Source organism: Rhizobium sp. 05N430, assembly GCF_056396985.1.
In genome coordinates this window covers 277,423-295,276 of record NZ_JBFTMO010000005.1, presented here as the reverse complement: position 1 = coordinate 295,276, position 17,854 = coordinate 277,423, and the positions used below count along the sequence as shown (strand labels likewise).

At 61.1% G+C, this 17,854-nt stretch carries 18 protein-coding genes and 1 tRNA gene; 13 read left to right on the top strand and 6 right to left on the bottom strand.

Annotation, left to right across the window (positions count from 1 at the left end; translation table 11 throughout):
* Nucleotides 1-15: 15 nt before the first annotated feature.
* The gene (locus AC1DJO_RS14220; protein ID WP_477971220.1) at nt 16-1,296 is read right to left on the bottom strand and encodes a 4-aminobutyrate--2-oxoglutarate transaminase; all 1,281 of its coding nucleotides are present in this window, start codon (nt 1,294-1,296) and stop codon (nt 16-18) included.
* 203 nt (nt 1,297-1,499) lie between these two features.
* Between AC1DJO_RS14220 and AC1DJO_RS14215 the strand changes: the two genes are divergently transcribed.
* The 3 genes from AC1DJO_RS14215 (at nt 1,500) to AC1DJO_RS14205 (ending at nt 4,732) form a co-directional block, all read left to right on the top strand.
* Nucleotides 1,500-2,309, top strand: coding sequence for a MerR family transcriptional regulator (locus AC1DJO_RS14215; protein WP_477971218.1), 810 nt, complete (start codon nt 1,500-1,502; stop codon nt 2,307-2,309).
* A gap of 74 nt (nt 2,310-2,383) precedes the next feature.
* A complete protein-coding gene (locus AC1DJO_RS14210) occupies nt 2,384-3,010 on the top strand; it encodes a ribonuclease D (RefSeq protein WP_310293699.1) in 627 nt (208 codons plus the stop codon).
* Between the two features lie 231 nt (nt 3,011-3,241).
* Nucleotides 3,242-4,732 carry a hypothetical protein gene (locus AC1DJO_RS14205; protein WP_477971216.1) on the top strand — a complete coding sequence of 497 codons (1,491 nt, stop codon included), beginning with the start codon at nt 3,242-3,244 and terminating at the stop codon, nt 4,730-4,732.
* A gap of 78 nt (nt 4,733-4,810) precedes the next feature.
* Here the strand turns inward: AC1DJO_RS14205 and rpsA are convergent, their stop codons facing one another.
* The 3 genes from rpsA to AC1DJO_RS14190 form a co-directional block, all read right to left on the bottom strand.
* Nucleotides 4,811-6,511, bottom strand: a complete 1,701-nt coding sequence (gene rpsA, locus AC1DJO_RS14200; protein WP_112384986.1) for a 30S ribosomal protein S1 — start codon at nt 6,509-6,511, stop codon at nt 4,811-4,813.
* Between the two features lie 176 nt (nt 6,512-6,687).
* Complete coding sequence (gene cmk / locus AC1DJO_RS14195) at nt 6,688-7,332, bottom strand: (d)CMP kinase (protein WP_112384987.1); 645 nt, start codon at nt 7,330-7,332, stop codon at nt 6,688-6,690.
* Nucleotides 7,329-7,973 (bottom strand): FMN-binding negative transcriptional regulator, encoded by a 645-nt coding sequence (locus AC1DJO_RS14190; protein WP_477971214.1) that lies wholly within the window; start codon nt 7,971-7,973, stop codon nt 7,329-7,331. The genes cmk and AC1DJO_RS14190 overlap by 4 nt, the downstream gene beginning before the upstream one ends.
* A 191-nt stretch (nt 7,974-8,164) precedes the next feature.
* Between AC1DJO_RS14190 and AC1DJO_RS14185 the strand changes: the two genes are divergently transcribed.
* From AC1DJO_RS14185 to AC1DJO_RS14160, 6 genes are all read left to right on the top strand, one after another.
* Entirely contained in the window at nt 8,165-8,557 is a 393-nt protein-coding gene (locus AC1DJO_RS14185; protein WP_112385374.1) for a TIGR02300 family protein, read from the top strand.
* A 154-nt stretch (nt 8,558-8,711) separates the two neighbouring features.
* Nucleotides 8,712-8,787 (top strand) — tRNA-Ala (locus AC1DJO_RS14180).
* A gap of 741 nt (nt 8,788-9,528) precedes the next feature.
* Complete coding sequence (locus AC1DJO_RS14175; protein ID WP_477971212.1) at nt 9,529-10,311, top strand: hypothetical protein; 783 nt, start codon at nt 9,529-9,531, stop codon at nt 10,309-10,311.
* Between the two features lie 30 nt (nt 10,312-10,341).
* A complete protein-coding gene (gene recF / locus AC1DJO_RS14170; protein WP_477971210.1) occupies nt 10,342-11,466 on the top strand; it encodes a DNA replication/repair protein RecF in 1,125 nt (374 codons plus the stop codon).
* Nucleotides 11,463-12,269 (top strand): molybdopterin-synthase adenylyltransferase MoeB, encoded by an 807-nt coding sequence (locus AC1DJO_RS14165; RefSeq protein ID WP_477971208.1) that lies wholly within the window; start codon nt 11,463-11,465, stop codon nt 12,267-12,269. The genes recF and AC1DJO_RS14165 overlap by 4 nt, the downstream gene beginning before the upstream one ends.
* A complete protein-coding gene (locus tag AC1DJO_RS14160) occupies nt 12,266-12,739 on the top strand; it encodes a GNAT family N-acetyltransferase (protein WP_477971206.1) in 474 nt (157 codons plus the stop codon). The genes AC1DJO_RS14165 and AC1DJO_RS14160 overlap by 4 nt, the downstream gene beginning before the upstream one ends.
* On the opposite strand, the gene AC1DJO_RS14155 is transcribed toward AC1DJO_RS14160, so the two are convergent.
* Nucleotides 12,736-13,737 carry a 2-hydroxyacid dehydrogenase gene (locus tag AC1DJO_RS14155; protein ID WP_112514300.1) on the bottom strand — a complete coding sequence of 334 codons (1,002 nt, stop codon included), beginning with the start codon at nt 13,735-13,737 and terminating at the stop codon, nt 12,736-12,738. The two genes, AC1DJO_RS14160 and AC1DJO_RS14155, sit on opposite strands and share 4 nt — an antisense overlap.
* A gap of 187 nt (nt 13,738-13,924) precedes the next feature.
* Here AC1DJO_RS14155 and AC1DJO_RS14150 point away from each other — a divergent pair, with 187 nt between their 5' ends.
* The gene (locus tag AC1DJO_RS14150; protein WP_477971204.1) at nt 13,925-14,464 is read left to right on the top strand and encodes an SH3 domain-containing protein; all 540 of its coding nucleotides are present in this window, start codon (nt 13,925-13,927) and stop codon (nt 14,462-14,464) included.
* Here AC1DJO_RS14150 and AC1DJO_RS14145 read toward each other — a convergent pair.
* Nucleotides 14,457-15,449: an adenosine kinase gene (locus AC1DJO_RS14145; RefSeq protein ID WP_477971202.1), complete on the bottom strand. Its 993-nt coding sequence runs from the start codon at nt 15,447-15,449 to the stop codon at nt 14,457-14,459. The two genes, AC1DJO_RS14150 and AC1DJO_RS14145, sit on opposite strands and share 8 nt — an antisense overlap.
* Before the next feature lie 169 nt (nt 15,450-15,618).
* On the opposite strand from AC1DJO_RS14145, the gene AC1DJO_RS14140 reads away from it, so the two are divergent.
* The 3 genes from AC1DJO_RS14140 (at nt 15,619) to AC1DJO_RS14130 (ending at nt 17,807) form a co-directional block, all read left to right on the top strand.
* On the top strand, nt 15,619-16,080 hold the full coding sequence (locus AC1DJO_RS14140) for a MarR family winged helix-turn-helix transcriptional regulator (protein ID WP_477971200.1): 462 nt from the start codon (nt 15,619-15,621) through the stop codon (nt 16,078-16,080).
* Nucleotides 16,081-16,115: 35 nt separating this feature from the next.
* On the top strand, nt 16,116-16,517 hold the full coding sequence (locus AC1DJO_RS14135) for a DUF1398 family protein (protein ID WP_477971198.1): 402 nt from the start codon (nt 16,116-16,118) through the stop codon (nt 16,515-16,517).
* A gap of 342 nt (nt 16,518-16,859) precedes the next feature.
* A complete protein-coding gene (locus AC1DJO_RS14130; protein ID WP_477971196.1) occupies nt 16,860-17,807 on the top strand; it encodes an AEC family transporter in 948 nt (315 codons plus the stop codon).
* Nucleotides 17,808-17,854 lie beyond the last annotated feature (47 nt).

Here is a 17,854-nt window from a genome sequence, read left to right as displayed (position 1 = left end):
TTACTCCGAAGGCGGTTACTTGCCCGCGCTTGCTTCAAGAATGGAGGCTTCGAGGATATCGAGCGCTTCGCCGAAGATATTGTCCTGAATGGTGATCGGGGCAAGGAAGCGGATGACGTTTCCGTGCACACCGCAGGTCAAAAGGATGAGACCCTTCTCCAGCGCGATCAGGCGCACCTTGTTGGCGAATTCGGCGCTCGGCAGCTTGGTGGTCTTGTCGTTGAATTCGACAGCGTTCATGAAGCCCGGGCCGCGGATATCGACAATCTCCGGCGCCTTGTCGCGCAGCGATTCCAGACGCTGCTTCAGGCGGCCGCCGAGCTGGTTGGCGCGGTTGCAGAGGTCTTCGTCCTTGATGACGTCGAGCACGGCATGAGCGGCGGCGATGCCGAGCGGATTGCCGCCATAGGTGCCGCCGAGGCCGCCGGGGCCGGGCGCATCCATGATCTCGGCACGGCCGGTGACGGCAGCGAGAGGGAAACCGCCGGCGAGGCTCTTCGCCATGGTCATCAGATCAGGAGCAACCTCATGGTGATCCATCGCAAACATCTTGCCGGTACGGGCAAACCCAGTCTGCACTTCGTCGGCAATGAGCAAGATGCCGTGCTCGTCGCAAAGTTCGCGCAGCGCCTTCAGGAAGGCAGCAGGTGCCGCATAGAAACCGCCTTCGCCCTGCACGGGCTCGATGATGATCGCAGCCACACGCTGCGGATCGACATCGGCAGCAAACAACTTTTTCAAGGCTGCGAGCGACTGCTCGGCGCTGACGCCATGCAGCTCGACCGGGAAGGGCACGTGGAAGACATCGCCAGGCATTGCGCCGAAGCCGACCTTGTAGGGCACGACCTTGCCGGTCAGGGCCATGCCCATGAAGGTACGGCCATGGAAGCCGCCGCCGAAGGCGATGACGGCGGAACGGCCGGTCGCGGCTCGGGCGATCTTCACGGCGTTCTCTACGGCTTCCGCACCCGTGGTGACGAAGATCGTCTTCTTGGCGAAGTTGCCGGGCGCCAGCTCGTTCAGGCGTTCGGCAAGATGCACATAGGTTTCGTAGGGCACGACCTGGTGGCAGGTGTGGGTGAAATGGTCGAGCTGGTCTTTGACGGCAGCGATGACGCGCGGATGGCGGTGGCCGGTGTTCAGAACGGCGATGCCAGCAGCGAAATCGATATAGCGGCGGCCCTCCTTGTCCCAGATTTCGGCATTCTCTGCGCGGTCGGCGTAGATCTGTGTCGTCATGCCGACGCCGCGGGAAATTGCGGCATTCTTCCGGTCCGTAAGGGTGGTCGCGTTCATCTATGCGCTCCTGCGCTCAAAGGGATTGGGAATTATCTTGCATAAGTTCTGCAAGATATGTAGAAAAGTCCTACATTTTTCCTGCAAGAAATCAAGCGGCATTTTTTGCTTCAAACATCACGCCTTTTGATGGATGCTCACGACCAGAGATTCTGTCGCGGCAGGATGCATAAAGCACCACGGAATCAGGGATTTATTGGCGAATGAACAATAACGGGCCGGTGCGCTACAAGGTCGCCGAGGCAGCGCGGCTGGCGGGAATTTCCGCCTCCACCGTACGGCTTTGGGAAAGCCAGGGCCTGCTTGTGCCTGATCGTTCGGAGACCGGCCACCGGCAATACAGCGCCGATGACGTCGCGCGGTTGAAGAAGATCTCCTGGTATCGTGTCGAGCGTGGCCTCAACCCGGCCGCGATCCGCGAGGCGCTGGAAAGCGAAGAGCCCTCCGGCGACAATGGCGAGACAGGCGGCGCGTCCGATATCGGCCGCCGGCTCCGCAGCCTTCGCCATGCCGCGGGCAAGACGCTGGATCAGGTCGCTGGCGAGATGGGCATCACGTCATCGACGCTATCGACGCTGGAGCGCACGTCGCAGGGCGTCAGCTTCAAGACCCTGCATGATCTCGCGGAATATTACGGCACCACCGTTTCGCGCCTCTCGGGCGAAGAAGCCGATGATGCCACGGCGGTCGTCCGCTCCGGCGAATGGCGCACCTGGCCGGAAACCACACCGGGCGTGACCGTGCAGCTGCTGGCCGAAGGGCGGCGGATGATGGATTGCCACCGTTTCGTGCTGGCGCCCGGCGCTACCAGCGAAGGCGCCTACCGGCACGAGGGCGAGGAATTCATGCATGTCCTGGCGGGCCGCCTGGAGCTGGTTCTCGATTCCGACCAGTTCTTTGATCTGGGGCCCGGTGACTCGCTTTATTTCGAAAGCCGCCGCTATCATTCCTGGCGCAATCGCCATGATGGCGAGACGGTGTTGCTCTGGATCAATACGCCGCCAACCTTCTGAGGTCGAAAGCCGTATCGCCGCCAGCGCCTTTGCGCTATAGCGCCGGAAGAAACACGCGAGGTAAAAGAAGAGCCATGGCCGCCACCATCCGTTATCATGAAGGCGATATCTCCGCGGCGGATGCCGCGCGCTACAAGGGCGCAATCGCGATCGATACCGAGACGCTGGGTCTCGTTCCGCGCCGCGACCGTCTTTGTGTCGTCCAGTTGTCGCCGGGCGACGGCACGGCCGACGTCATCCGTATCGCCTCCGGCCAGAAGGAAGCGCCGAACCTGACGATGATGCTGGCCGATCCGGCGCGCCAGAAGATCTTCCACTACGGCCGCTTCGATATCGCCGTGTTGTTCCACACCTTCGGCGTGACCACGACACCTGTCTTCTGCACCAAGATCGCCTCGCGCCTGTCGCGCACCTATACGGATCGTCATGGCCTGAAGGACAATCTGAAAGAGATGCTGGAGGTCGATATTTCCAAGGCACAGCAATCTTCGGATTGGGCAGCGGCAACGCTGTCGCAGGCACAGCTTGAATATGCCGCCTCCGACGTGCTCCATCTCCATGCGCTGCGCGACAAGCTGACCGAACGCCTGCTGCGCGATGGCCGATTCGACCACGCCACCGCCTGCTTCGCGTTCCTGCCCACCCGCGCCAAGCTTGATCTTCTCGGCTGGGAAGAGACCGATATTTTCGCTCATAGTTGAGCAACGCGATATTTGAGAGCCATGAGACGGCCGGGCAGGATTGGCATCCTGTCCGGCCGTTAGTTTTTCATTAACGGCCATTCGGTAGAATCATCATCAATTTTTAAGCATTCGTCGGTGCGATGACGCGCCATGCGGACGGGAGGATCTGCGGAAGAATGCGAGGGGTCCGATGAGCGCGGCCCTCGTGTGATCTGCTTCGATTGTCACTTGCGAAAGTAGGAGCATGCCATGTTGACTCCGGTTCGTGCAGCGTCAAATACGAGTCTTTCTTCCAACGGACAGGCTGCGGCGATTGTCGCCAGCGGACTTGCCCGGTCGATCGTTGCCCCGGCGCCCGTTCAGGCGGTCGAAGGCTCCGATCTGAATTCGGCAATTGCCGGAAAGCTTAACCTCCTCTTGGCGGCAGCCCGCGAACGCATGTTCGACGCGCTGCTCGATGCTATCAATGCAGCATCCGAGGCCCTGCCGCTGCCGCGTCAGGATGGCGAAACCAATCTTACCTTCGCGTCCCGCCTTGCCGATGTCATCCAGAAGCTGCCTGCAACCCGCATCAACGAGATCGAAACGCAGCTCGCCGCCGATGGCCACACGCTGCCGCTGCGCCTGATCGCCGAAGCACTGAAGAACCCTGCAGGGCCGGAAGCCGCCCGGGTCGTCGCCTATCTGGAGACCGTCCGCTACAAGGATCGCGATTTGGTTGCCCGCGCGGTCGTTCGTTCGTATCGCCAGAACGATGCTTCACCGCTTCGGGCAGAGTCCCGACCTGACATAACACTGCACGAAGACAGCGTTCTGCCGGCTCCGAAATCAGGGACCGATGCAGCGCATGAAGCGCAGCCGCAGGCGCAAGCCAGACCGGCAGCATCTGCGACCCCGCCTTCTCCACTTGCCGGTTTGTCCGATCTACCGGTTGACGTGATCGAAGAGATTGCCGAAGAGCCGCTGGCCGCCAACGAATTGGCGCAGGCTGCCGCATCGGAAGACCCGGAGCAACCGGAAACGGAAGCGATGGCGCCTGATGCGCCGCAGGTGCTTGAGGAAGCCGAAGCGCCACACGCGCCGCTCGCCAGGGAGCGCGCCGAACCCGATATTCCGAAGATCTGGCCTGCTGTTCTCGCGTCGATCACCGAGGAAGCATCCGAACTGCTGGTCGCCATCATCAACGAACAGGAGACCGCAACGCTTCTCGAGGCCCTGGCGGACGCACCTGAGGATATCGAATCAGCGCTCGATCAGCCGGCGAGTGATGACATGCGCGAAGCGATGGATGGTCCGGACCAGATGGCGAGCGCCAAAGCCGCGCCGGCGGAAGCGGCACGCGCAGCGCCTGCAGCCGATCCGGCCCAGCTCGCTCGCCAGCAGAAGGAGATCGCCGCACAGCCGCAGATCCTTCCGGCCGATCTTGCCGAGATGGTTCAGAAAGCCGGTCTGCTGCGCTCACCCGACGGCGTCGGCTATATCGCTCAGCCCTATCAATTCGCCAAGGATGGCGCCGAACGCCGCGACGGCCAGATGCATCGCAGCGACTATGAGGGCGGTACGGGCGAAGAAGAGCAGGATGCGCAGTCTGGCGAGGAGCAGCAATCGGCCTCTCAGCAGGAGCAGCGTCCGCAGGGCAGGGTGCCCGCCGATCTTCCCGAGATCGAAGCGCGTCACGAAGAGCCGCCGGTCGCCGATCCGGTTTTCGCGCTCTACCAGCGCATGGTCGGCTGGGAATAGCGCTTCTTCAAAAATTCAGCGCAAAGAAAAACCCGCCGGAGCGATCCGGCGGGTTCTTTGTTTCAATGCTTGTAGCGATTACTCGCCGCGGTTCTTCAGAGCCGCGCCAAGGATGTCGCCGAGCGAAGCGCCGGAGTCGGACGAACCGAACTGAGCGACGGCTTCCTTCTCTTCTGCGATTTCCAGAGCCTTGATGGACAGCATGATCTTGCGGTCCTTCTTGGAGAAGTTGGTGACGCGGGCGTCAACAACCTGGCCAACCGAGAAGCGTTCCGGACGCTGGTCGTCGCGGTCGCGTGCGAGATCTGCACGGCGGATGAACGAGGTGATGTCTTCGTGTTCGACGAGCTTCACTTCGATGCCGCCATCGTTGACTGCGGTGATTTCGCAGGAAACGACTGCATTCTTGCGCAGGTCGCCAGAGGCAGCGGCGTCGCCGACTGCATCCTTGCCGAGCTGCTTGATGCCGAGCGAGATGCGTTCCTTTTCGACGTCAACATCGAGAACGACAGCCTTGACGACGTCGCCCTTGTTGAACTCTTCGATGACCTGCTCGCCCGGACGGTTCCAGTCGAGGTCAGAAAGGTGCACCATGCCGTCAACGTCGCCGTCGAGGCCGATGAACAGGCCGAATTCGGTCTTGTTCTTGACTTCGCCTTCGACTTCAGTGCCAGCCGGGTTGTTGCGGGCGAATGCTGCCCACGGATTTTCCAGCGTCTGCTTGAGGCCGAGCGAGATACGGCGCTTGGACGGATCGACTTCGAGAACGACGACTTCGACTTCCTGGCTCGTGGACAGGATCTTGCCGGGGTGTACGTTCTTCTTGGTCCAGGACATTTCCGAGATGTGGATCAGGCCTTCGATGCCCGGCTCCAGTTCGACGAACGCACCGTAGTCGGTGATGTTCGTGACGGTACCGGAGATCTTCTTGCCTTCCGGATACTTCGCCTGGATGCCATCCCACGGATCCGACTCGAGCTGCTTCATGCCGAGCGAGATGCGGTGGGTTTCCTGGTTGATGCGGATGATCTGAACCTTGACCTGTTGGCCGATGTTCAGGATTTCCGACGGATGGTTGACGCGGCGCCATGCCATGTCGGTAACGTGCAGCAGGCCGTCGATGCCGCCGAGGTCAACGAACGCACCGTAATCGGTGATGTTCTTGACGACGCCGTCAACAACCTGGCCTTCTTCGAGGTTCTGAACGATTTCAGAACGCTGCTCGGCACGGGATTCTTCCAGAACCGTACGGCGCGAAACCACGATGTTGCCGCGGCGCTTGTCCATCTTGAGGATTTCGAAGGGCTGCGGGTTGTGCATCAGCGGGGAAACGTCGCGGATCGGGCGGATGTCGACCTGAGAACGCGGCAAAAAGGCGATCGCACCGTCGAGATCGACCGTGAAGCCGCCCTTGACCTGGTTGAAGATCACGCCTTCGACGCGCTCGCCAGCTTCGAACTTGGCTTCGAGCTTGATCCAGCTTTCTTCGCGGCGAGCCTTCTCGCGCGACAGAACAGCTTCGCCAAGGGCGTTTTCGATGCGCTCGACGTAAACTTCGACTTCGTCGCCGACCTTCAGCGAACCGTCCTTGGCGCGTGCGCCGAATTCCTTGAGCGCGATGCGGCCTTCGACCTTCAGGCCGACGTCAACAACAGCGACATCCTTTTCGATGCCGGTGACGATGCCCTTGGTGACATAGCCTTCGGCCAGGTCGTTCTTGGCAAAGGACTCTTCGAGAAGGGCCGCGAAATCTTCGCGAGAGGGAGTAGCTACTGACATAAAATCTCCTGCGTGGCCTTCGATAGCTGCAAGGCCCACGTATGCGCCGGTTGGTTCGTGTTGAACAGGCCTGAACCCAGTCCGCCTCCTTAATGGAAGCAATCCGGCGCTTGGACGGAATTTCAGGCTTTTAAAAAGCGTCCCGCCGCGCAAGGCGCCAACGGACCGCTCGAATTTCAGTTATTTCGGCTCAAGGCCGCATCGATGATCGACTTTGCGGCTTGAAACGCGGCCTCTATACTCATTTCCGACGTATCAAGCAAGTGCGCGTCATCGGCTGGTTTCAAAGGGCTGTCGGCCCGTCCCATGTCGCGTTCGTCGCGCCGCTTCACATCCTCGAAAATCGCCTCGAAATCGGCAGCCGTCCCCTTGGCCGTGATTTCGTCGTAGCGTCGCCTCGCGCGCACCTCGGGCGAAGCCGTCACATAAAGCTTCACCGGGGCATCCGGGCAGACGACGGTACCGATGTCGCGGCCGTCGAGCACCGTTCCCGGCGCCATTCCGGCAAAGCGCTGCTGCGCTTCGACAAGCGCGCGGCGCACCGCAGGCATCACGGCAATCTTCGAGGCGGCTTCGCCGATCTCGTGTTTCGAAAGAATATCGCGATCGAGCCCGGCGAGTTCAACCTCGCGGGCGATCTTTTCGGCCACCGCCTCGTCATCGAGCGGCAGGGCGGCATCGATGAGCGCCTTGGCGGTCGCCCGGTAGGTCAGCCCCGTATCGAGGTGGTGGAAGCCGTATTCATCGGCGATCCGGCGCGAAAGCGTACCCTTTCCGGCCGCTGCCGGGCCGTCGATGGCAATCGTGAATGTCGTTTTCAATGGTTTCCTTCCAGCCCGCCATAGCGTTTGACGAGCTCGATCATGTCTTCCTGGCCGCTTGCCGCGCCCAATCCTGCAGCAACGCCTTCGCGGTCGGCAACGGGGCGGTTCTGACTGACCTTCCATTTGCCTTCAAGCGCCGATATCTCGATTTCGATGCCGATGATGCCCTTCATCTGCGCCCGGATGAAATCGTCGGGCGCATCGTCCACCGCCCATGGCTTCTCGCGGCTGCCCTCATGCTGGCCGGTGAGCGCGTTGATCTGCGACCGCAGCCAGTCCGCATCGTCGATCACCCGGGCGCTGCCGCGCGCCTGAACGATCGCATAGTTCCAGGTCGGCACGACCTTGCCGGTCTCCTGCTTGGTCTTGTACCAGGATGGCGTCACATAGGAGTTGGCGCCCTGGAAGACGGCAAGAATGGGTGCTCCATCCTGGATGTCGCGCCACTGGCCGTTGGCTTTTGCCAGATGCAGCCGCAACGTCCCTTTTTCCGACGCCGCGGCATCGAGATGGAACGGCACCGGATTGGCGACCAATCCGCTCGCTCCGGCGGTGATCAGCAGTCCGAGTGGATGGGCGCGGATCAGCTGGTGCTGGGTCGCCAGATCGTCTTCCCGAAAGTGAGGCGGCTGATACATTGGTTTCTCGCCGGTTTCTGTGTCTTCGGCGCTTCCTAACACAATGTTATTTGCCGGTCATCTTGCGATACGAAGTTTCGCTTTGACATCATTGGCCGCAACGATTATGGGGACCGGCTTATAAATTCCGAAAAGAACGCCGGTTTACACGGCACAGCCGAATGTATTCGGCCATTCTCACGAGGCTTATAGTGGCGAAAACGGAACTTGGAACCAAGCGTACCGATCCGGAAACCGGCAAGAAGTTCTACGATCTGAACCGGGATCCGATCGTTTCTCCGTATACCGGCAAATCCTATCCACTCTCCTTCTTCCAGGAAACCTCGGCTGCAGCAGCCGCTGAGGCGGCAAGCGAAGACGACGACGTGCAGGAAGTCGATACCGAGAGCACGGAAGTCGAACTCGTGTCGCTCGAGGACGCCGATGAAGGCGCAAGCGGCGACGACATTCCTGACATGGGCGATGACGACGTCGAGATCGAAGGCGATGACGACGACGATACCTTCCTCGAAGCCGACGAAGACGATGAAGATGACGACATGAGCGACATCATCGGCGTTACCGGCGACGAAGACGAAGTCTGATCCGATATAAATCACGGCCCGGACGACAAAAAATCTCCGGGCCGTTTTTTTAGGCTTGCCATCTGCGAAAACCGCAAGTAATAAGCCGCCACTCCGCCGGGTTAGCCCGCTTCGGAGGATCCCAGGACCGGAAGAAATACCGGACCACCCTGATGGGGCTATAGCTCAGCTGGGAGAGCGCTTGCATGGCATGCAAGAGGTCAGCGGTTCGATCCCGCTTAGCTCCACCAAATTTCCCCAAGATCTAGGTTGTCTATCAGGCTCTTCCCGCGGTCTTTGACGTCTCGTGAGCTTAAAGCCAAAGCGCAAACCTCCGAAATTCCACCCGGCTACATCAGGCAAATGCGTGCTTTGATGTGATCGATGCACTTTAGGCTATCGCGCTGCGTCATCGTCGGCGCAGACGTGACTACCGCGACCCCGCGAACCACGGCGGCAGACCATGCTCGTCTACGTGGAGTATTCCGGCAAGGCACTGATTTACGATAGAAAAATCAATCCAGCGGGCCGCCGATGAAGGGGCGTAGTGTCTCTTATCCAATCCTTCAAAAGTGCTAGTCCCTTTAAGCTAGACCTTATGAATAGGAAGTTGGCTATGGATTAAGATGTAATGGCGATGGCAACGTTCATAGCTGGGAGCAATGCATAGCTAATATAAAATCTATTTCGTTAGCATTTTGTTAACTAGGGAGTTGCCCCATGTTAAGAACAGCAGCGAAATACGGCGTGGCCATCGCCTATCTCATGGCCTCCAGCAGTCTCGCATTCCGCGCCTCTTCCTCTTCGCATCGACTGTCGTCTCGTTAAGCCGGGAACCCTTGAAGCCCGCCTCTGCCGCCCGACGGCCGCGATTCCAGCGGATAACTACCAAGGCTCTAACGATGATGCCGGAGGAACCGGCGGCGCTCCGCAGGTATCGGCATCGAGCGCCGGTTCCGGTGGCAGTCCGGGTAGTGGTGGTGACCCGGGTAGTGGCGGAACTGGACCCGGCAACGGCGGAACTGGACCCGGCGACGGTGGCCATGGTCCTGGTGACGGTGGTCACGGCCCCGGCAACGGTGGTCATGGTCCAGGTAACGGCGGTCATGGTTCTGGCGGCGGTGGTCAGGGATCCGGCAAAGGCGATCACCATCATGGTGGGCATGGTGGTAACGGGAACAAGGACAGCGGCCATTCCGGTGATGGAAAGCATGGCCGTGATCCGGGCAAGTCCTGGGGCGGCCATGGTGACAGAAAGGACGGCGGTAAGTCTGGCGGCCACAAATCTGACGGTGGTAAACCCGGCGACCACAATTCCGGCGGCGGCAGGCCTGGTGGCGACCACTCCAGTGGTGGACAGCCTGGCGGCAATAAGTCTGGTGGCGACAGGCACGGTGGTGGCCATTCCGGCGGCGGCAACCATGGTGGTGGCAAGCCCGGAAATGGCCACTCCGGTGACAAGCCTGGAGACAACCGTTCCGGTGGCAGCAGACCCGGCGATAACCACCGTGGCGATGACAGATCCGGCAATGATCATTCCGGAAGCCACGGAGATGGCGGCCACCAGAAAGGCCGCGATGACAGCCACAGATCTGGCGGCGGCAAGTCCGGAGGCCACTGAGCGCCCGGGCATACGATTGGTGACAACGAGCCCGGCTGGAAGGCCGGGCTTCGTCATTCCCGGGATTGTGCTGCAAGCAGAGCATATGGGGCAGATCGCGGCCTGCACCATTCGTTTGTGCCTTAGCCTTGCCATGCCTGCCGGTTCGGCTTAGCTCTGCCCGGAACACGAATCCGGACAAACGATGCCTCACAAGGTCTTTCTCTCCCGCCTCAAGCTGACGGACTTCCGCAATTATGCGGCAGTGTCGCTTGATATGGACGGCCGCCATGTCGTGCTGACAGGCGACAATGGCGCGGGAAAAACCAATCTGATGGAGGCGGTTTCGTTCCTGTCGCCGGGGCGGGGTCTCCGCCGTGCCGCCTATTCCGATATCACCCGTGTCGGCGCCTCTGCCGGCTTCTCGATCTTCGCCGAACTCGAGGGGATGGAAGGTGGCGTGGAGATCGGCACCGGGGCCGACACGACGGACGAGAATACGGCGCGCAAGTTGCGGATCAACGGCACGACGGCGAAGACGGCCGATGAGCTCACCGATCATCTGCGCGTACTGTGGCTGACGCCATCCATGGATGGCCTGTTCACCGGTGGCTCCTCCGATCGCCGCCGCTTTCTCGACCGCCTCGTGCTCTCGCTCGATCCCGCCCATGGGCGCCGCGCCAGCGATTTCGAGCGCGCCATGCGCAGCCGTAACAAGCTGCTCGACGAAGGCAGGTTCGATCCGTCCTGGCTCTCCGGCATCGAACAGCAGATGGCAAGCCTTGGCATCGCCATGGCGCTTGCCCGCCAGGAGATGCTCGGTCTGCTGACCCGGCTGATCGAAGAGACGCGGGAGACCTCGCCTTTCCCTTCGGCCGCACTTGCGCTTTCGGGCTTCATGGATGGACAATTCGCGCGTCCTGCCGTCGATCTCGAGGACGATTATGCGGCGATGCTGGCCGACAGCCGCTATCGCGATGCCGCCGCCGGGCGCACGCTGGATGGGCCGCACCGCGCCGATCTGCTTGTCCGCCACCGCGAGAAGCAGATGGAGGCGGAGCGCTGCTCCACAGGCGAGCAGAAAGCGCTGCTGGTCGGCCTGATCCTCGCCCATGCGAAACTCGTCGCCAATCTGACGGGACACGCCCCGGTGCTGCTGCTCGACGAGATCGCCGCGCATCTCGATGAAGGGCGCCGTGCGGCTCTCTTCGATCTTATCGATTCGCTCGGCGGGCAGGCCTTCATGACCGGCACAGACCGCTCGATGTTCTCCGCCCTCGGCGAGCGGGCGCAATTCCTGACGGTCTCCGACGGGCATGTCGGGGAATGACGGACGGTGCTTTCCTCTTCGGTTCGGGCCATGATAGCATTCCCGCCATGGAACCGCTCAGTCCCGAAGAAATCGCGCGATATCAGCGTCATATCCTGCTGCCGGAGATCGGAGGGGCAGGCCAGCAGAAGCTCAAGGCCGCCCGGATACTGGTGATTGGAGCCGGTGGCCTCGGCGCCCCGGTTCTGCAATATCTGGCGGCTGCAGGTGTGGGCACGCTTGGCATTGCTGATGACGACCGTGTTTCGCTTTCCAATCTGCAGCGGCAGGTTATCCACGATTCCGGCACTATCGGCGAGTTGAAGACGGAGAGCGCTGCCTTTGCGATCGCCCGGCTCAATCCGCATGTGAACATCATCCGCTTCGAGGAGCGCTTCTCTTCCGAATCGGGCCGCCGTCACCTCTCGGGCTTCGATCTGCTGATCGACGGATCCGACAATTTCGAGACGCGCTACGCCGCAGCCGATGCAGCCGAGCAGGCGAGGGTGCCGCTGGTGACCGGTGCCGTCGGCCGGTTCGATGGATCGCTGACGGTTCTGAAACCCTATGAGGCTGCCGCGGATGGCACCCTCAATCCGGCTTACCGGGATCTCTTTCCCGAAATTCCGCCGGACGGGTTGATCCCCGCCTGTGCCGAAACCGGCATCATCGGTGCGCTGACCGGTGTCATCGGCACGCTGATGGCCATGGAAGCGATCAAGCTGATCACCCGCAGTGGCGAGCCGTTGATCGGGCGGCTGCTGCTCTACGACGCGCTGACGACGCGTTTCGATACGATACGATACAAGCGGCGGAAGACATGACCGATATTATCAGGCTCGATCAAGACTTCGGCCGCTGGGCCGAACTGCTCGACCTCATCCTCTCATCCTTTGCCTATATGAACGGCCGCATCGATCCGCCGTCCTCCGGCCTTTCGCTGACGCCCGAAGCGTTGCAGGCGAAGGCCGCAGCCGAAATCGGCTACGTCGCGCTGGATGGCGACAGGCTCGCCGGATGCATGTTCCTGCGCCCCGAAGAAGACAGCCTCTATCTCGGCAAGCTGGCGATCGCGCCCGATTATCAGGGCAAAGGCATCGGCAGGCAGCTGTTCGCGATTGCCGAGGCGGTCGCGAAGGAGCGGGGATTGAATGTGATCCGGCTCGACACGCGGATCGAGCTTACCGGCAACCATGCGATCTTCGGCGCCTGGGGCTTTGCCAGGACCGCCGAAAAATCCCACCCGGGATACGACCGGGTGACCTATGTCGAGATGCGCAAGACCCTGGCTTAACGGCCGGGTAGAACGCGGTTCGGCGGCCGGTGGCCGTCGATGAAGGCGCGGATGTTGATGATCACCTTGTCGCCCATGTCGATACGGCCCTCGATCGTCGCTGAGCTCATATGCGGCAGCAGCACGACCTTGCCCTCGTTGGCGAGCTTGATCAGCTTCGGATTGACCGCGGGCTCGTTCTCGAACACGTCGAGACCGGCGCCGGCAATCCGGCCTTCGCGCAGGCACTTGATCAGCGCCGCTTCATCAACGACGTCGCCGCGCGCGGTGTTCACCAGATAGGCCGTTGGCTGCAGCAGGGCGAGCCGCCGGGCCGACAGCAAATGGAACGTCGCCGGTGTCGACGGGCAGTTGACGGAAACGATATCGACCCGCGCCAGCATCTGGTCGAGGCTTTCCCAATATGTCGCCTCCAGCTCGTCCTCGGTCGCGGGGTTGACGCGCTTGCGGTTGTGATAGTGGATCGACAGGCCGAACGCCTTGGCGCGGCGGGCAACGGCGGTACCGATCCGGCCCATGCCGACAATGCCGATCCGCTTGCCGTGGATGCGCCGTCCGAGCATCCAGGTCGGCGACCACCCGGCCCATTCCCCAGGCTTGTCGGTCAGGACGCGCGCACCTTCGCCGAGGCGCCGCGGCACCGCGAGGATCAGCGCCATCGTCATGTCGGCGGTATCTTCGGTCAGCACGTTCGGGGTGTTGGTGACGGTGATGCCCTTGCGGGCCGCGGCCTCGACATCGATGTGATCGGTGCCGTTCGAAAAGCTGGAAATCAGCTTCAGCTGCGGTCCGGCCTGCTCGATCAGCGCGGCGTCGATACGGTCGGTCACCGTAGGAACCAGAACGTCGGCGCTCTTCACCGCCTCGGCGAGCTCGGCCGCGGAACGCGGCGAATCGTCGATGTTGAGTTCGGCGTCGAAGAGCTCGCGCATGCGGGTCTCTACCGCGTCAGGCAGCTTCCGGGTGATGTAGACCTTCGGTTTTTTCTTCGATGTCATCGCGGCCGGCCATGCCTTGTTCAGATGTCTTTAACCAAGACGGGGGATAATTTTAACGTTCGGGCAATTTCTACCAGACCCGCACGCGAAGACAAACAAAACTCGCGGGCACCGGTCGGCGTATGTCGAAGCCCGGACAGCGAGCGGGTAGAGCCCCGCTTACGAATTCGAGCGAACGGAAACCTCCATGCGTGGAATCAATCTGAAGTCCTGCCTCGCCTTTGCGGTCGGTCTGATGCTGACGGCGGGTGCTGTCGAATCTGCGTATGCGCAAGCGGCCAAGGGCCCAAGCGGCCTGCCGCTGCCACGCTTTGTGACGCTGAAATCGAAGCGCGTCAATCTGCGCATCGGGCCGGGAACCGACTACGCTGCCTCCTGGATGTACCTGAAGGCAGGCCTGCCGGTGGAGATTATCCAGGAATATGACAACTGGCGCCGCATCCGCGATGCCGACGGCACCGAGGGCTGGGTCAACCAGTCGCTGCTGTCAGGTCAGCGCTCGGCGCTGGCTGCGCCGTGGATGAAGGGCAAGGGAAAATCCGTTTTCGTCAACATGCGCCGCGAGCCGCAGTCGTCCGCGACCATCGTCGCCAAGCTTGAGCCTGGCGTGATGATCCATATCGGCGAATGCAATGGCGACTGGTGCCATGCCGATGCCGACGGCGCCGAAGGATGGGTGGCGCAGCCGGAAATCTGGGGTGCGTACCCCGGCGAAGCCTTTAAATAAGCTTCGCCTCGCGGGCGGCCTCGGCAAGCGACTTCATCGGCCGTGGTCCGATCTGCTGGATGACGATACCGGCTGCAAGGCAGCCGAGCTTGCCGCAATCCTCAAGCGTGCGGCCCTGCGTGTAGCCGTAGAGGAAGCCTGAGGCGAAGAGATCGCCGGCGCCCGTCGTATCGACCACCTCGTTGATGCTGATCGCATCGACATACCAGCGCTCGCTGCCCTTCAGGATCACTGCGCCGTCTTCGCTCATCGTCACCGCGGCGATCTTGCAGTCCTTGGCAATCTTGTTCAGCGCTTCCTCGAAATCCTCGGTCTCGTACAGCGACAGCGCTTCCTGCTTGTTGGCGAAGACGATGTCGACGGTGCCGGAACGCATCAGGTCGAGGAATTCGGCGCGATAGCGGCCGACGCAGAAGCTGTCGGAGAGCGTCATCGACACTTCGCGGCTGTTCTCATGCGCGATGCGGGCGCATTCGCGGATCGCTTCCTTGGCGCGCGGCGGATCCCAGAGATAGCCTTCGAAATAGGTAACCTTTGCATCGGCGACGACGTCGGCTTCGACGTCTTCAGGGCCGAGCTCGACGCAGGCGCCGAGATAGGTGTTCATCGAGCGCTCGCCGTCATCGGTAACGAAGATCATCGAACGGGCGGTCGGCGGAAAGGTGCCCTTCGGCTGCGTCTGATAGTGAACGCCCTGGGCGCGGATATCATGCGCGAAGATTTCACCGAGCTGGTCGTCGGCGACCTTGCCGAAATAGGCGGCCTTGGCGCCAAGGCTGGCGACACCAGCCGCCGTATTGCCGGCGCTGCCGCCGGAAGCTTCGAGCGCCGGTCCCATGCGGGAGTAAAGCAGCTCGGCGCGCTCGGCGTCGATCAGATTCATCGCTGCCTTGGTGATCGCGTTGTCAATGAGGAACTGGTCGTCGCAACGCGCGATGATATCGACGATGGCGTTGCCGACAGTCAGAACATCGAATTTGGTCATGAAATGGGAGGTCCCGGATTAAGTGATAGCCGGGATTTGGTCTTAGCGGAATTTCCGCTGATGGGAAGGAAAAACAGCTATTCCAGGCAAAAACCGGCGGCGCTTCTGCGAAATAATGTTGACTAGGAAACCAATTCAAATTAGTTTCCTAGTCAACAAAGATGGTTCGATGGCTGGCAAAAATCATATCTCCGATCTCGATTCGCACCTCGGCTATTGGCTGCGGATCGTCTCGAATGCCGTATCCCAGGAGTTCGCGCGAAAGCTCGAGCGCGAGTGTGTTACGGTTGCCGAATGGGTGTTTCTTCGCATGCTTTACGCAGCAAGCCCCGTTGCGCCCTCGAAGCTTGCCGAGCGGATGGGGATGACAAAGGGGGCAATCTCCAAGCTCGCCGATCGCCTGACGGCAAAAGAGCTGGTCGAGCGCGGTGCCGATCCAGACGACCGGCGCGGGCAGACATTGTCTCTTACGGCCGCGGCGCGACCGCTCGTCGAACGGCTGTCAAAGCTTGCGGATGCAAATGACATCCAGTTCTTCGGGGCACTGAGCCTGGAGGAGCGCGCTGAGATGGAACGGCTTTTGAGAAAGATCGTCGCGGAACGCAGTCTTCGGAACGTCGCGACGGATTAGATGCGGGCATCACCAACACTATCGAGGAGGGCGCTATGGACGCGCAACGGACTGTTATTGCCCAAACGTGCTTGAACGCCGCCTATGACAAGGCGATGGATTTTCCTGACATTATCAGAACGCTTCTGGCGGCCGGCTTCGAGGGTTACACCGTCGATTACCGTCAGAATACGACGTCGTATTTCCTCGCCGATGGGAACAGCGTCAGTCTTGAAAACCGTGTGTCGGATGGTGGCGTGGCGGCCGAGTTTGATCAAGCCGGAATTGCCGCGCAGGTTCGGTGGGCGCAGGCGAACCCCGCGGATTATTCCTATGGTGCCTTCTGCAAGAACGTGAAGGCAATGGGATGTGCCGGCTACATCGTCTCATTCCTGGGGCGCCGCGTTCTCTATTTCGGCCGGACGGCAGAAACGCATGTGGAGCATTTCCCGCAATGACCGGGGCCGGGACCAGTTGATAATATTCGCAAAAATGCCGCCAATTCGTCATGCGGCTGTCACTGTGAACTTCTAGAAAAGCTCTCAAGCAGACCGGCATGAGCATCCAAGGATGCGGCCGGGTGAGAAGGGATGATGCCCTTCGACTGTTCCGGAGCGGCGCTGACCACGGATGAACTGGCAGCATCGCATACCGGGTGTCCGGCAAGTCCGGATGCGGAAAAGCGGGCCTTGCCCGCTTTTTTTGTTTCTGCCGCTTCGTTTGTTTGCGCCAACAGGTTTGTCAATGCGCGCCGTTTGCTGTTAGACCTTTGGCTCCCGCGCCAAGGCAGTTCTCCCCGCATGACAGCAATCGTTTTCGACGTTCTTCCCATCTTCATCATGATCCTGATCGGCTGGCTCATTGTGAAAGTGGGGTTGATGACCGCCGATACCGGTGATGCGCTGAGCGATTTCGTTTTCAAGATCGCCGTGCCGATGCTGCTGTTCCGGACGATTGCCGAGGCCGATTTTCATGGCGCTTCGCCGTTCCGGCTCTGGATCGCCTATTTCTCCGGCGTCGCCGTCACCTGGACGGTCGGTCACATCGCTGCAACGCGGCTCTTCGGCCGCGATGCGCGCATCGGCGTGCTCGCAGGTGTCTCCTCGGCTTTCGCCAACACCATTTTCGTCGGCCTTCCGCTGGTGCAGCGAACCGTGGGAGACAAGGGTCTGGTGCCCCTGTCGATCCTGATTGCCGTGCATCTGCCTGTTATGATGGTCGTCGGGACGATCCTCATGGAGCGCGCCGAACACAAGATTTCCGGTGCTGCCGACCGCAGTATTCTGAGGCTCCTGAAGCAGATCGGTCTCAATCTCATTCGCAACCCACTGGTGATCGGTCTTGCGGCCGGTGCGGCGATGCATCTGCTCGGGCTAACCATGCCGGCCCCGGTCGAAAATATCGTCGATCAGATCGCCGGTGTTGCTGGACCCGTCGCGCTGATCTCGCTCGGCATGGCCCTGCAGAAATATGGGGTTTCCGGGAACCTCGGCATCGCCAGCGTCACCTCGGCCTGCAAGCTGCTTCTCTTGCCCTTCTGCGTCTGGATTGCAAGCCACATCGTCGGCCTCGCCGAGGACTGGACGGCAGCGCTAGTTCTGATCGCCGCGGTGCCGACAGGCGTCAATGCCTGGCTGATCGCCAACCGCTTCGGCGTCGGCCACAGCCTGGCTGCATCAACCATCACCATGACGACGGCGCTTGGCGCAATTTCCGTGTCGCTCTGGGCCTACCTGCTCGGGCCATAAGCCGCGAAATCGCGACAAGGAAAAAGCCCGGTTTGCGGCCGGGCTTC

Bases quoted from the DNA above. Each gene is read 5' to 3' on its own strand.
- AC1DJO_RS14135 (WP_477971198.1), top strand. From the start codon at position 16,116: ATGGACGCGCAACGGACTGTTATTGCCCAAACGTGCTTGAACGCCGCC.
- AC1DJO_RS14160 (WP_477971206.1), top strand. From the start codon at position 12,266: ATGACCGATATTATCAGGCTCGATCAAGACTTCGGCCGCTGGGCCGAA.
- AC1DJO_RS14190 (WP_477971214.1), bottom strand. From the start codon at position 7,973: ATGTATCAGCCGCCTCACTTTCGGGAAGACGATCTGGCGACCCAGCAC.
- AC1DJO_RS14205 (WP_477971216.1), top strand. From the start codon at position 3,242: ATGTTGACTCCGGTTCGTGCAGCGTCAAATACGAGTCTTTCTTCCAAC.
- AC1DJO_RS14140 (WP_477971200.1), top strand. From the start codon at position 15,619: ATGGCTGGCAAAAATCATATCTCCGATCTCGATTCGCACCTCGGCTAT.
- AC1DJO_RS14150 (WP_477971204.1), top strand. From the start codon at position 13,925: ATGCGTGGAATCAATCTGAAGTCCTGCCTCGCCTTTGCGGTCGGTCTG.
- recF (WP_477971210.1), top strand. From the start codon at position 10,342: ATGCCTCACAAGGTCTTTCTCTCCCGCCTCAAGCTGACGGACTTCCGC.
- AC1DJO_RS14130 (WP_477971196.1), top strand. From the start codon at position 16,860: ATGACAGCAATCGTTTTCGACGTTCTTCCCATCTTCATCATGATCCTG.
- AC1DJO_RS14210 (WP_310293699.1), top strand. From the start codon at position 2,384: ATGGCCGCCACCATCCGTTATCATGAAGGCGATATCTCCGCGGCGGAT.
- AC1DJO_RS14220 (WP_477971220.1), bottom strand. From the start codon at position 1,296: ATGAACGCGACCACCCTTACGGACCGGAAGAATGCCGCAATTTCCCGC.
- AC1DJO_RS14165 (WP_477971208.1), top strand. From the start codon at position 11,463: ATGACGGACGGTGCTTTCCTCTTCGGTTCGGGCCATGATAGCATTCCC.
- AC1DJO_RS14155 (WP_112514300.1), bottom strand. From the start codon at position 13,737: ATGACATCGAAGAAAAAACCGAAGGTCTACATCACCCGGAAGCTGCCT.
- AC1DJO_RS14145 (WP_477971202.1), bottom strand. From the start codon at position 15,449: ATGACCAAATTCGATGTTCTGACTGTCGGCAACGCCATCGTCGATATC.
- AC1DJO_RS14215 (WP_477971218.1), top strand. From the start codon at position 1,500: ATGAACAATAACGGGCCGGTGCGCTACAAGGTCGCCGAGGCAGCGCGG.
- rpsA (WP_112384986.1), bottom strand. From the start codon at position 6,511: ATGTCAGTAGCTACTCCCTCTCGCGAAGATTTCGCGGCCCTTCTCGAA.